This is a genomic window from Duncaniella muris, assembly GCF_003024805.1.
GTDB lineage: Bacteria > Bacteroidota > Bacteroidia > Bacteroidales > Muribaculaceae > Duncaniella > Duncaniella muris.
The window spans coordinates 85,274-99,205 of record NZ_PUEC01000002.1 but is presented as its reverse complement, the minus strand read 5'-3'; the positions used below and the strand labels follow the sequence as shown (position 1 = coordinate 99,205).

Below are 13,932 nucleotides of genomic sequence, written 5' to 3'. Positions count from 1 at the left end.
ACTATGAAAAAATTAGCCCTGTGCCTCCCCGTGGCCGCACTGATGGCCATAGGATGCAGCGCTCCAAAGCAGGAGCCCGCACTGAAAGACTATTTCGCTGATGACTTCCTCATCGGAGCCGCCCTGAACGTGGACCATGTCAAAGGACTCGATCCGAAAGCCGACTCGATAGTGCGCCGCCACTTCAACTCGATCGTAGCTGAGAACTGCATGAAAAGCGAAGAGATACATCCCCAGGAAGGGGTCTACTTCTGGGACGATGCCGACGCCTTCGTGGACTACGGCACCCGCAACAACATGGCCGTCATAGGCCACACCCTCATCTGGCACTCTCAGCTTGCCCCCTGGTTTGCAGTTGACTCGACAGGCGCGCCGGTAAGCGCCGATGTGCTCAAAGAACGTATGCGCGACCACATCACCACCATAATGACCCGCTACAAAGGCCGCATCAAGGGCTGGGACGTGGTCAACGAGGCCATTGTAGAGGACGGAAGCTACCGCAGCTCGCCATTCTACGAGATTCTCGGCGAGGAGTTCATCCCCCTCGCATTCCAATATGCCCATGAAGCCGATCCCGACGCCGAACTATACATCAACGACTATGCCATGAACGTCCCGGCCAAACGCGACGCCTACGTCAGGCTCGTCAACGACATGAAGTCAAAAGGCCTGCGCGTAGATGCCATCGGTATGCAGGGCCACATGGGCATGGACTATCCTGATTTCGCTGAATTCGAGAAATCGATCGAAGCCTATGCCTCGACCGGCTGCAAAGTGATGATCACCGAATGGGACATGAGCGCGCTCCCAACCGTCAGCCGCAGCGCCAACATCTCTGACAGCATCGTCTACAACACCCAGCTCAACCCCTACCCCGACGGTCTGCCGGCCGAGATTTCCGAAAAATGGAATGCCCGCATGGACTCGGTGACCGACATACTGCTCCGACACGCCGACGTGATCTCGCGCGTGACCGCATGGGGCACTTTCGACGGCATGTCCTGGAAAAACGATTTCCCCATGAAAGGCCGTGTGGAATACCCCCTGCTCTTCGACCGCGACTATCAGCTCAAACCCTTCCTTGCCAAACGCCTCGCCCCCGCAGACAAAGAATAACAACATCACAGACAAAGTCAATCTCTAACACAAGTCTCTAAAAGCAATACAATCATGAAACTGCTCAATCCCGATAAACGCTACCTCTTCCCCGCTGACTTCATGGCCGATCCGAGTGTCCACGTGTTCAATGGCCGCATCTACATCTACCCCTCCCATGACTGGGAATGCGAAAACGTGGAAAATGACAACGGCGACCAGTACGTGATGAAAGACATGCACGTGCTCTCGATCGACGGCGACCCGATGACCGGCAAGGTCACAGACCACGGAAAAGCTCTCGACATTGCCGACATTCCCTGGGCCGGACGCCAGCTCTGGGACTGCGACTGCGCCGAAAAAGACGGAAAATACTACCTCTACTTCCCGCTGAAAGACCAAAATGACATTTTCCGCATCGGTGTGGCCATAGCCGACCGCCCGGAAGGCCCCTTCATCCCCCAGCCCGACCCGATACGCGGCTCTTATTCGATTGACATCTGCGTGCTTGAAGACAATGGCGAATACTATCTCTACTTCGGAGGCATCTGGGGCGGACAGCTTCAGCGCTACCGCGACAACAAGGCCCTCGAATCGCCCTGCCTGCCCGAAGGCGACGAACCGGCACTCCCCTCGCGCTGCGTGCGCCTGTCAAAAGACATGCTCCAGTTTGCCGAGGAACCCCGCCCCATCCTGGTGGTCGATGCCGAAGGAAAACCCCTCAAGGCCAATGATCCCCACCGCTTCTTCGAGGCTTCGTGGGTCCACAGATACAACGGCAAATACTATCTCACATATTCCACCGGCGACAGCCATCTGCTCTGCTACGCCATAGGCGACAACCCCTACGGCCCCTTCACCTACGGAGGCGTGATCCTCACCCCCGTGGTAGGCTGGACCACTCACCACAGCATCATCGAATTCGGTGGCAAATGGTATCTCTTCCACCACGACAGTGTGCCCTCAGGCGGCAAATCATGGCTCCGCAGCCTCAAGGTCTGCGAACTCACCTATGATGCCGACGGCCGCATCCTCCCCATCGACGGCGGAGGCGATCCCTGGGAGGAATAAGAAAGCCTGACAATAACGGCCTCTAAGAAGCTGTTTACGTATTAATAAACAGCTTCTTAGCCCCGTCACGGCTACCGTCCCGACAGAATGAAAACCTATCAACCCAGCCCCCTGAAATGAACAGACTCATCATCATGGCAGCCGCGCTGCTTTCACTCGTCTCATGCTCGCGCCCCGAACCGTCAACAGCCCGCCGGGAGCTTGACCGCCTGTGGAAAGGAAGCCCCGTGGAGTTCCGCCACACCCCTGAAATGAAAGCCGAGGCCTTCGGCATCGAGCGCGAGGGCCATAAGTTTGTCATCAGCAGCGCCGATGACACGGGTGCCCTCTACGGCGTCTACTCTCTGCTGCGCGACTCAATGCAGATTCCACGCGAGGAATCGCCGGCCTTCCCCCTGCGCCTGCTCAACCACTGGGACAACCTCGACGGCACCGTGGAGCGCGGCTATGCAGGCCACTCCCTCTGGGACTGGGACGCTCTGCCTGATTCCGTATCGCCGCGCTACCTGGACTACGCCCGCGAAAACGCCCGCATAGGCATCAATGGCACCGTGCTCAACAACGTCAACGCCTCGCCGCAGATCCTCTCTCATGACTATCTCGTGAAAGTAGCGCGTCTGGCCGACGTGTTCCGCCCCTACGGCATCAAGGTCTATCTGTCGGTCAACTTCGCCTCGCCGATGGTGCTCGACTCTCTGCCCACGGCTGATCCGCTCGCAGCCGAAGTGACCGACTGGTGGAAAAACAAAGCCGATGAAATCTACTCGCTCATTCCCGACTTCGGCGGATTTCTCGTAAAAGCCAACTCCGAAGGCCAGCCCGGCCCGATGGACTTCGGCCGAAGCCACGCCGACGGAGCCAACATGCTCGCCCGCGCGCTCAAGCCACACGGCGGCATAGTGATGTGGCGAGCCTTTGTCTATTCGCCAATCGACGCCGACCGCGCCAAGCAGGCATACATGGAATTCCAGCCGCTCGACGGAAAATTTGATCCAAACGTCATCATACAGATCAAAAACGGCCCCATCGACTTCCAGCCCCGCGAACCCTACTCCCCGCTTTTCGGCGCCATGCCGCAGACCGACCGGATGGTCGAATTCCAGGTGACCCAGGAATATCTCGGCCACGCCAACCATCTGGCCTTCCTGGCCCCGATGTGGACTGAATTTTTCGAATATGTAAAACCCTCCTCGCTCACAGCCATCGCCGGAGTGGCCAACATCGGCGACTCCGACAACATGACTGGCAATCCGCTTGCCGGAGCCAACTGGCATGCCTTCGGACGTCTGGCCTGGGACCCGCAGCTAAGCCCCGCCCGGATAGCCCGCGAGTGGATCGACGCCAATCTGCTGATACCCGGAAGCAACATCCCTGACAGCATCTACTCCGGCCTGCTCGACATGTTCCTGACAAGCCGAGAAGCGGTGGTTGACTACATGATGCCCCTCGGACTGCACCACATCTTCGCCTTCGGCCACCACTACGGGCCCGAACCCTGGTGTGACATACCCGGCGCCCGCCCCGACTGGCTCCCCAAATACTACCACTGCGCCGACCGCCAAGGGCTTGGCTTCAACCGCACCACTTCAGGAAGCAATGCCGTAGAGCAATATCCCGAGCCCCTGCGCTCTCAGCTCAACGACATCGACACCTGCCCTGAGGAATTTCTGCTCTGGTTCCACCACGTGCCCTGGACCCATCGCCTGAAATCCGGCCATACGCTTTGGGATGAACTCTGCTACCGCTACGAGCGAGGAGTTTCGACAGCCGAAGACTATTGTCGCCGCTGGGAGGAAGCACGCCCATACATCAGACCCGAACTCCACGCCGACGTAGCCGAACGTCTGCGCACCCAGGCCGCCGACGCCCGGTGGTGGAAAGATGCCTGTCTGCAATACTTCCGGGAATACTCACGCCTACCCTATCCCACGGGAGTCACCGCACCAGTCCAACCGCTCGAACAGCTCAAACGCATCAACCTCCCCATCACCAACTTCGAATCCCCCACCCCCGCCCTCCTCGACTCCGTCCGCTACCATAAATCGACTCCCTGCCGAACATCATAGGCAGCATCCCGCCACGACAGCGCGATTTACCATAACACTCCGCGGGATTCCGGGAGGGTGATGTCCGACAGGACATCGATTTACTCATAGCCCGTGACACCGTAGCGCATCGCGCATAGGTGTCACGGGTTATCAGTCCCACCCACGCATGGTGTCCGACAGGACACCGATTTACGGTCCCGGATGGCACAATGACAAAAAAACGCCCCAGCCGCAGTCTGTAAAAAGACTGCCGCCGGGGCTTATATATTGCACGTGAACGCCGATCAGCCGAAACTGATAGTCTGACCCGCCGAACCCGAAGCCTGGCCCGCAGGCTGGAGACCCGACGAACCGTCGAGAGCACCACTGCGCACATCCTCCACAATCTTGCGGTCACGCTTATAGGTAGGATACTTCTCCAGAATATCGCAGACAGCATCGTCATCAAGCTGATTCAGCCCCAGCACGATAGTCGACGAACGGTCCTTACCCTCCGTCAGATCCTTGATCTTGGTCAGGCCATACTCCTCGGCCAGACGCTCGTCAGAAACCTCCGGTTCCTTAGGCTTGGCCGGTGCCACAGGAGCTGCCGGCGCAGGAACAGCCGGTGCACTTGCACTGTTTGAAGCCGCCGGAGAAGAGCTGCGCGAACCCGGAGTACCCATCGAGAAACCGAAACCGCTTGCCGCGCCTCCAGCCATGATTTCCTCCTCCTCCTCGCGCAGAGTCACATCGAAACCGGCCGCAAGGATGGTCATTTTCACGCCATTACCCAGCGACTCGTCGAACCCGACACCCCAGATCACATCCACATCCGTGTTGATCGCACCGATGAAATCCGTGATCTCGCGGGTCTCGCTCATCAGGAACTTCTCTTCGGCGTTCGGGTTGAAATACAGATTGAAAAGCAGCTTCTTCGAGCCCAGGATATCGCGGTTCTTCAGAAGCGGAGAATTCAGAGCGTTATGGATAGCGTTGGTCACACGGTTCTCACCCTCGCCATAGCCGGTCGAGATGATAGCCGCGCCGCCGTCGCGCAGAGTAGAATCAACGTCATTGAAGTCGAGGTTTATCAGACCGTTGCAGGTGATCAGCTCCGAGATAGAACGCGCGGCTATTGACAGCGTATCGTCAGCCTTGCCGAACGCATTCAGGAAATCGAGATCACCGTAGATCTCGCCCAGACGCTCATTGTTGATCACAAGCAGCGCATCCACATGCTTCGCCATCTCGTCGGCACCGGCTATAGCCTTGCGGATCTTCTTCTGCCCCTCGAATAGGAAGGGAATGGTCACGATACCGATGGTCAGCAGCCCGCGCTCCTTGGCAATGCGGGCCACCACGGGAGCCGCACCGGTGCCGGTGCCGCCGCCCATACCGGCAGTGATGAACACCATCTTGGTCTGGTCGTCAAACAGATCCGCAATCTCCTCGGCGCTTTCCTCAGCGAAATCGCGGGCCTTCTCAGGCTTGTTGCCCGCACCCAGACCGTCGCCGATCTCCAGAGTGTGGGGCACACGCGAGTGACACAGCGTCTGATGGTCAGTGTTGATATTGACGAAGGACACATTCTTTATGCCCTGGACATACATATGATTCACGGCATTGTTGCCGCCGCCGCCCACACCGATGGCCATGATGTTGCAGGCGAGATCCGAGCCTTCATTGTTGCTCTTGAAAGCCGAAGTGTCAGAGATGTCCTGATTATAGTTGTTGATCTGATCTTCCATTTTTTGAGTAAGATTTTTGTTACAGCTTCAGGGGAGAGAAATGAGGGGAGTGAATTGCTCTGTAAGTGTGTTATATAAAGAATGTGTTTAGTTATCGTTGTCGATATCATCGTCCTCCACAGGCTCGGTCATGAGGTTTACAAGCCGTTCACGCACAGTGCCCCACAGCGAGAAACCTCTCTTCTTCTCCGGAGCCGGAGCGGGTTCCGGCTTTTCGGGTTCAGCCGGCCTGGGGTTCTGATATTCCGGTCTTTGTGGCGCCGCTGGCTGGGGTTGAGGCTGCTGAGACTGCTGAGGCTGCTGATAACTGTTTTGCTGATATCCGCTTTGCTGATAAGCGTTCTGCTGATAAGCGGGTTTCTGCGGTGACGGCTGCTGACGCACCTCGTCAATTGAGTTATAAATAGGCTCCGGAGCTATCACAACCGGTTCCGGACGGCTCAGACACTCCTTGACCTCGCGGTCTTTGGCAGCCGCGGCAAGAATCGAGATCACGTCCACATGGTCTGAGGCATTGATGCGGCCGTCAAGGATGCGCACACGGTTCACCGGACCGCCATAGCGCACCTTCAGGGTGGTGAGGTTTTCCAGACGGCGGTCAAAACCGTTGAGCTTCGATCCGCGGCCGGTCAGTATGATGCCCGCAGGGAGCCTGTCGGGAGTCAGACCCGCATATTTGATCTGTTCGTTGATATTGGCAATGATCTCTCCGGCGCGCGCGGCCACATAGTTGTTGATCTGGCCGTAGTCAATCAGTCCGTTTGACGGCATCGGAGTCGGCTCCGTAGAGCTCAGAGCGTTTCCGCCGTCGATCTTCAGCTCCTCGGCGCGCTCTTCGAGATAGTTCATGGCGGTAATGTCGCGTGTGATGTTGCGCGAACCCATCGGGATGGTGCTCATGTAGAGCAGCACACCGTTCTTGTAGATCGACACCGTGGTGGTCTCCGCCCCGCAGTCAACCAGCATACATCCCTGGCGCTTCTCTTCGGGATAGAGCACGAAATCGGCTTCGGCTATCTGGCGCACGAACATGTCATGCACCGGCAGATGCAGACGCTCGTCAAGCACATGGTTGAGGTTTCTGACGAGCTGAGTGCGGCAGCTGATCAGATTCAGCCGGGCCGACACGTGGGAGCCGAACATGCCCACCGCGCGGTTTGTCGGCGAATTGTCAACCCTGAACTCCTTGGGAGTAACGTCGACTATCGTGCGTTCGTGCAGCTGATAGTTGAGCGCGTCGCCGGTCATGTCGGCAATCAGCTCGTTGGTTATCTCCATTTCCTGCGGCAATCGGCGTTCAATCTCGATGCCCTGGGCCATCAGCGAGCGTCCGCCCACCGAGACATAGACTCCGGTCACGTTGCGCCCCGGCTCGCGCATCTCCAGACGTCCGATCACGTTGCGGATCGCGCCTGCCGTCTCTACCACATTGCGTATGCAGCCGTAGCGCACCCCGTCATAGAGTTTCTCCTCTTCTACAGCTTTCACACTCAATGTGCCCTGAGGGTCTACGATGCCTATCGCACCTTTTATTTTCGAGCTCCCTATTTCGAGAGCCACTATATATTTTTCTTCCATGGAGATGTATTGGGTTTTCAGTTGATTTTGTTCTGTGTCTGTTGGTTGTCGGCTGCGGTCTTTGGCGCCGCGGCGGCCGGAGCACTCTTCCTTGCGGCCGGAATAGGCTTTTCGGAGTGGGCCTTCATGCCGGGAATGGTCTGGCCGGGGGCCACGTCATCGCCCGCAAGCATCGTGCCGGTGTCCACGCTCTCGTCGTCGTCATACTGCACTGTCTCCATCTTCTGCGGAGCCTTGCGGCGCTTGGTGGCCACTAACTGGCCGTTCCATTTGAGCGAGATCGTGTCATATTTTTCCCAGCCCTGCAGCGGGAGCACTTTTGAATAGAATTTCTTCAGACGTGAGAATTTGTCGTCGAAATGTGAGGGTGTCCCGAAGTTGATCACATGTTCGCAGATCACCGGGACGAGTATGATGTCAGTGGGTGATTTCACCTTGATCATCGAGATATAGGAGTTCCAGACAGAGTCACCGGAAATGTAGTTCAGAAGCGGAAGCAGCGATTCGGGTGTGAACACCGTATCTGACGGATTGAAATGCCCCTCGATCACGGGCACATCCTTGTGGAAGCGCGCGTCGGCTTTCACCCGTTTGCCCGCACGGTTGATGTAGTACGATTCTTCGTCGTCAAACACTCTGGCCACCGGTATGATCGGAGTGACCTTGATGCGGATCGAGCCGTCGGTATAGCGCACCACCTCGGCATCCTCTATCTTGTCCATCTCAAGAAGCCGGCGGCGTATCTGCTGGGTGTTGATGTTGCCCAGAGCCAGACCTACGGCTTTGTCAGGCAGCGAGTCGAGTTCGCGCGAGAGCTCGGCCGGGGTGACGAAACGCTGGTTGCCGTCGGCTCCGGCTATCGTGATCTCCATGCCGCGGCAAGGCTCCGTATCGGCCTCGGTGGCGGTTACGGTCAGGGCTATGACCAGATAGGCCACAAGCAGCAATGAGAATATTATGGTCAGGTAGCGCGACATTGGTTTCTTTCGGGGTGGTGTGATGATTCTGTCAGGGTCAGTGAATTCGTTGATCAGTGGAGATTCTCTATGATGGCGGGGATGAAGGTGTTGATGTCACCCGCGCCTAAAGTCAGGAGGATGTCAAAGTTACGGTTTTTCAGTGTTTCCACCAATTTTTCTTTGTTAATTAAGATTTTATCCTCGCAGCGCACCTTGTCGAAGATGATTTCGGAGCTTACGCCTTCTATCGGCTCTTCGCGGGCGGGGTAGATGTCGAGAAGCACCAGTGAATCGGCTCCGGAGAGGGCGTCGGCGAATTCAGGGGCGAAGTCGCGGGTGCGGCTGTAGAGATGCGGCTGGAAGGCCACGGTCAGTTTGCGGCCCGGATAGATGGCCTTGACCGATTCTATTGACTTGCGCACCTCTTCGGGGTGATGGGCATAGTCGTCTATTATCACCCGTCCGGCTCCGTTGTCCTCTTTAAGGTGGGTCTCGAAACGGCGCTTGGTGCCGCGGTAGCTGCTGATGGCCTCGCGCACCACCTCAGGCTCCCAGGCATCTGTGAGACAGATGGCTGCTGCTGCGGCCACGGCGTTTTCAATGTTGACCTCCACGGGTACTCCGAGATTGATGTTGCGGATGATGCCGCGGGGGGTGATGAGATCGAAGGTGATGGTGCCGTTGGCGCGGCGCACATAGCCGGCGTGGAAGTCGCCGCTGTCACGCGAGTAGGTATAGACTCTGACTCCATCCTGCGGGCGGGGCTTGAGCTTGAGGTTTTCGTGGATGATGAGCGCTCCGTCAGGGCGGATCAGCTCAGTGAACCGGGCGAAGCTTTCCAGATAGGCCTCCTCGGTGCCGTAGATGTCGAGGTGGTCAGGGTCAGTGGCGGTGATGACGGCCACGGTGGGGGTCAGGTGATGGAAGGAGCGGTCAAACTCGTCGGCCTCGATCACACTGTAGGCCGACTGCGGCGCCAGCAGGAAATTGGTGCCGTAGTTGAGCATCTCGCCTCCGAGGAAGGCGTTGCAGCCGAACGAGCCGCTTTTCAGTATGTGGGCGGCCATTGACGAGGTTGTGGTCTTACCGTGGGTGCCGGCGAAGCAGAGCGAGCGGCTGTTGCGGGTGATCAGTCCGAGCACTGCGGCGCGTTTGAGCACCTCGAAGTCGTTGTTGCGGAAATAGCGCAGCTGCGGGAGGCTTTCAGGCACCGCCGGAGTGTAGACCACCAGCGTTGTCTCCGGGTTGCGGAATGCCTCAGGTATGCTGTCGGCGTTTTCGTCGAAGCTGATCTCAACCCCTTCGGCGCGGAGTTCGTCGGTCAGGGCTGTCGGGGTGCGGTCATAGCCGGCCACCTTTTTGCCGGTGGCGAGGAAATAGCGTTCGAGAGCAGCCATGCCTATGCCGCCGGCTCCTACGAAGTATATGTTGCTGATTTCAGATATATCGTGTTTCATTTTCGGTCTTCTATGGTATTGATGATTATGTCGACAATTTTTTCATCGGCGTTGCGGAGCGCCATTTTGCTGATCTCGCTGCTGAGGGCTGCGCGCTTTGCCGGATCGGTGATAAGTGATTCAAGGGTGGCGGGCAGGGTGGCCACGGCCTCGGCGTCGAGGATCATGACGGCTGCGCCGCGGGTGGAGAGGGCTTCGGCGTTGTGGCGCTGATGGTCTTCGGCCACATTGGGCGAGGGCACGAGCACACAGGCTTTGCCGAGGTTCTGAAGTTCGGAGATGGTGCCTGCTCCGGCGCGTGACACCACCAGATCTGCCGCGCGGTAGGCCACGTCCATGTCAGAGATGAACGTTGTGGCCCTTACATTGTCATAGCCGTCGGCGAGTTTTTGGAATTCCGGAGCGCCGTAGCGTCCGGTCTGCCACATGAGGCTCACTCCCTTGTCGCGGAGCATGGGGAGCGAAGCGGCTATGGCCTCGTTGACTGTGCGGGCGCCGAGACTGCCGCCCACGGCGAGCACCAGGGGCTTTTCGGGATCGAAACCGAGCTGCCGTTTGGCCTCGGCCTGGGTAAGGGTGCAGTTTTCAAGGTCGGTCCTGACGGGGTTGCCGGTCTTGGTGATCGAGGAGGCGGGAAAGAAGCGGTCCATGCCGTCATAGGCCACGCAGATGGCTTTGGCTTTCTTGGACAGGAGCTTGTTGGTGACCCCGGCATAGGAGTTTTGTTCCTGCAGCAGAGTGGGCACTCCCTGCTTCTGGGCCTGCTTGAGCACAGGTCCGCTTGCATAGCCGCCCACGCCTACGGCAATGTCGGGACGGAAGTCGCGCACTATGCGGCGCGCCTTGCGCAGTGACTTCCAGAGTTTGATGAGCACACCGAAATTGCGCCAGAGACGTTTGCGGTCAAAACCGGCCACGGGCAGGCCCTCGATCCTGTAGCCTGCGGCGGGCACACGCTCCATTTCCATGCGGCCGAGAGCGCCTACAAAGAGAATTTCGGCCTCCGGAAAGCGGCGTCTGACGGCATTGGCAATCGACAGAGCGGGAAAGATGTGGCCTCCGGTACCTCCGCCGGAGATAAGCACACGGTTTATTTTGGTCTTTTCTTCATTCATGAGGCACAAATAAAGATATGGGGTGAATGGTTGAGGGTTAGAGCATTCTGTGAATGGTTCTGCGGGAGATCAGAGCTGCATCTGGTTTTCGGCGCCGAACTGTTCGGGCAGGGCCTCGATTTCATCGCGGATATCCTGCTTTTTGCCTCCCTGGCGGGTGGCTGTGCGGCTGATGGAGAGCATAATGCCGAATGCTATCGCGGTCACGAGGATCGAGGTGCCTCCTTTGGAGAGCAGTGGCAGCGGCTGACCGGAGACGGGGAAGACACCTGTCACAATGGCTATGTGGAAGAGAGCCTGGAAGGCTATCATCACCGCCATACCTATTACAACAAGCGCGGGGTAGGTTCGGTTGCAATGCGATGCGATTCCTGAGGCGCGACCTAAGAGCCAGAGGTAGAGAAGAAGCACCACGAGGCCGCCTATCAGTCCGAGTTCCTCGACTATTATGGCAAAAATATAGTCAGAGAACGCCAGCGGCAGGCGCGAGGCTTCGCGGGAGTTGCCGGGTCCTACGCCGTGGATGCCGCCGTGGGCCTGGGCCATGTAAGAGAGGATCTCCTGACGGTTCTTGCCTACGGCAGGGATTTCCCATTTGGGTGTCGATTTATCTTTGTGACGCTCCAGGCGTGCCAGCCAGGTGTCTATTCGCGAGGGGCTTTTATCTGCCGTCCCGTCGGCACTTACAAGTTCGATTTTCTGCTCTGCGTCAGCCGGAATTTCACTTGACCGCGAGTCGCTCCACATGAGGTAGGCTACGAAGAGACCGCCGAGGGCCATGTAGGCGATGGTCAGCACAAAGAGGTGGGAGAATTTCACGCCGCCCACTATCATCATCGAGTAGCTGATGGCCAGAAGCAGCAGAGTGTTGGTCAGGCCCTGCTTTATCAGCAGTCCGCTCAGCAGCAGCACTATGACTCCGGAATATTTTACTGCGTTTGAGGTAACGCCCACCTTCTTTGTGTTTGGATTCCAGGTCATCACAAGGGCTATGAGCAGCACGGCCGACAGTTTGACCATCTCGGCCGGATAGATGCCTATTCCGAGTATGGTCAGCGAGCGCCGGGCACCGTTGACTATCTCGCCGAAAAACATGACGTAGACCATCATGGCCACACTGACAAGGGCGAAGCCGAGGGTGAAGGGAATGAAATCGGAGTAGTGGCGCCTGGAGAGGAACCATACCACGAATGTGCCTCCTGCAAGCATTACGATGTGGCGCAGGATCGGTCCCATCACACCGATTGACGAGCCGGCCACCTCGCGCGAGGAGGCGCTGTAGAGCTCGATGGTCGAGATGATGCAGAGGGCTATGAAGATGCCCCAGATGTGTTTGTCGGCTTTCGAGACGGCCTTGGGTTTTGCCGCCGGCTGTTCGCCGTGTGCTGGTATTGTCTGACTCTGGACTGCCATTGGCTGACGGAGAGATTGGAGGGTTATGTGATCGGGATGCTTATATATATTAATTATAGGTGGTGGCTGAAGCCTATTTCGATTCGAGGGCGCGGACCTGCTCCTTGAACTGACGGCCGCGGTCTTCGTAGCTGCTGAAGAGGTCGAAACTTGCGCAGCATGGCGAGAGGAGCACGGTGTCACCTTCGCAGGAGATGGCGGCGGCGGTTGCCACGGCTTCCTGAATCGAGTGGGTGTCATGGATCTCAGGCACCATGCCGGTGAAGAAGTCAAGAAGTTTGCTGTTGTCCTTGCCCATGCAGATGATGGCTTTCACCTTTTCTTTCACGAGGGGGAGGATTTCGGAGTAGTCGTTGCCCTTGTCCTTGCCGCCGAGAATCAGCACTGTGTCAGCGGGCATTGATTCGAGGGCATACCAGCATGAGTTGACATTGGTGGCCTTGGAGTCGTTGATGTAGCGGACGCCGTTGACTGTGGCAGTGTATTCCAGACGGTGTTCCACACCTTCGAAGTCGCCGAGCGCTCCGCGGATCTCCTGCTTGTCGATGTCGAGCAGGCAGGCCGAGAGGGCGGCGGCCATTGAGTTGTAGAGGTTGTGGAGGCCGTTGAGCGAGAGCTCGGCGCGGGGCATTCTGAGCGATGTCTCAGGAGTGTCGATTATGAGCGAAGCCTCGTCGCTGTCATTGTCGACGTAGGCGTGGCATCCCTTTTCGAAGTGTTCGGCGAAGGGATAGAGCTGAGCCTCGGTGCGGATGCGTTCGAGCTGGCTGGTGATCACGGGGTCGTCCTGCCAGTAGATGAAGGCGTCCTGCGGGGTGAGGTTGTTGAGGATGCGGAACTTGGCGTTGATATAGTTCTGCATCTTGTAGTCATAGCGGTCAAGATGGTCGGGGGTAATGTTGAGGATCACGGCGATGTTGGCACGGAAGTCATACATGTTTTCCAGCTGGAAGCTTGACAGTTCGATCACGTAGACATCATGCTTCTCGCGTGCCACCTGAAGGGCCATGCTGCGGCCCACGTTTCCTGCAAGGCCCACGTTGATGCCTGCGTTTTTGAGTATGTGGTAGGTGAGGAGTGTGGTTGTGGTCTTTCCGTTACTGCCGGTGATGCAGACCATTTTGGCGTCGGTGTAGCGTCCGGCCAATTCTATTTCGGAGATCACGGGAATGCCTTTCTCGGTGATGGCCTTCATCACGGGAGTTGTCGGGGCTATGCCGGGGCTTTTGACCACCTCGTCGGCCGCGAGTATGCGGTCCATCGAGTGGCCCCCCTGTTCCCATTCTATACCTTCGTCGTCGAGCATGCGGCGATAGTGTCCGGCTATGGTTCCATAGTCGCTGAGAAACACGTTCATTCCTTTTTCCTTGCCGAGGATGGCGGCGCCTACGCCGCTCTCACCTCCGCCGAGTATGACGAGATTTTTTGCCATTGGTATGCTTGCTGTTGTTTTAGCTTATCGGGTG

10 protein-coding genes are annotated in these 13,932 nt (G+C 57.6%); 3 read left to right on the top strand and 7 right to left on the bottom strand.

Annotated elements, in window-relative coordinates:
- Positions 1 to 3 precede the first annotated feature (3 nt).
- The 3 genes from C5O23_RS01145 to C5O23_RS01135 all read left to right on the top strand — a co-directional run bounded on the left by C5O23_RS01145 (position 4) and on the right by C5O23_RS01135 (position 4,232).
- Positions 4 to 1,116 (top strand): endo-1,4-beta-xylanase, encoded by a 1,113-nt coding sequence (locus C5O23_RS01145; RefSeq protein ID WP_107031117.1) that lies wholly within the window; start codon positions 4 to 6, stop codon positions 1,114 to 1,116.
- A 54-nt stretch (positions 1,117 to 1,170) separates the two neighbouring features.
- A complete protein-coding gene (locus tag C5O23_RS01140; protein ID WP_107031116.1) occupies positions 1,171 to 2,166 on the top strand; it encodes a glycoside hydrolase family 43 protein in 996 nt (331 codons plus the stop codon).
- A gap of 116 nt (positions 2,167 to 2,282) precedes the next feature.
- Positions 2,283 to 4,232, top strand: a complete 1,950-nt coding sequence (locus C5O23_RS01135; RefSeq protein ID WP_107031115.1) for an alpha-glucuronidase — start codon at positions 2,283 to 2,285, stop codon at positions 4,230 to 4,232.
- Between the two features lie 266 nt (positions 4,233 to 4,498).
- Here the strand turns inward: C5O23_RS01135 and C5O23_RS01130 are convergent, their stop codons facing one another.
- From C5O23_RS01130 to murD, 7 genes are all read right to left on the bottom strand, one after another.
- Positions 4,499 to 5,851: a cell division protein FtsZ gene (locus tag C5O23_RS01130; protein WP_240597565.1), complete on the bottom strand. Its 1,353-nt coding sequence runs from the start codon at positions 5,849 to 5,851 to the stop codon at positions 4,499 to 4,501.
- 180 nt (positions 5,852 to 6,031) lie between these two features.
- The gene (locus tag C5O23_RS01125; protein ID WP_107031113.1) at positions 6,032 to 7,522 is read right to left on the bottom strand and encodes a cell division FtsA domain-containing protein; all 1,491 of its coding nucleotides are present in this window, start codon (positions 7,520 to 7,522) and stop codon (positions 6,032 to 6,034) included.
- Positions 7,523 to 7,539: 17 nt separating this feature from the next.
- Positions 7,540 to 8,499, bottom strand: a complete 960-nt coding sequence (locus C5O23_RS01120; protein WP_107031112.1) for a cell division protein FtsQ/DivIB — start codon at positions 8,497 to 8,499, stop codon at positions 7,540 to 7,542.
- 53 nt (positions 8,500 to 8,552) lie between these two features.
- Positions 8,553 to 9,938, bottom strand: a complete 1,386-nt coding sequence (locus tag C5O23_RS01115) for a UDP-N-acetylmuramate--L-alanine ligase (protein WP_107031111.1) — start codon at positions 9,936 to 9,938, stop codon at positions 8,553 to 8,555.
- Complete coding sequence (murG, locus tag C5O23_RS01110; protein ID WP_107031110.1) at positions 9,935 to 11,053, bottom strand: undecaprenyldiphospho-muramoylpentapeptide beta-N-acetylglucosaminyltransferase; 1,119 nt, start codon at positions 11,051 to 11,053, stop codon at positions 9,935 to 9,937. The genes C5O23_RS01115 and murG overlap by 4 nt, the downstream gene beginning before the upstream one ends.
- A gap of 69 nt (positions 11,054 to 11,122) precedes the next feature.
- A complete protein-coding gene (locus C5O23_RS01105; protein WP_107031109.1) occupies positions 11,123 to 12,466 on the bottom strand; it encodes an FtsW/RodA/SpoVE family cell cycle protein in 1,344 nt (447 codons plus the stop codon).
- Between the two features lie 73 nt (positions 12,467 to 12,539).
- Complete coding sequence (gene murD / locus C5O23_RS01100; protein WP_107031108.1) at positions 12,540 to 13,898, bottom strand: UDP-N-acetylmuramoyl-L-alanine--D-glutamate ligase; 1,359 nt, start codon at positions 13,896 to 13,898, stop codon at positions 12,540 to 12,542.
- Between the last annotated feature and the right edge of the window lie 34 nt (positions 13,899 to 13,932).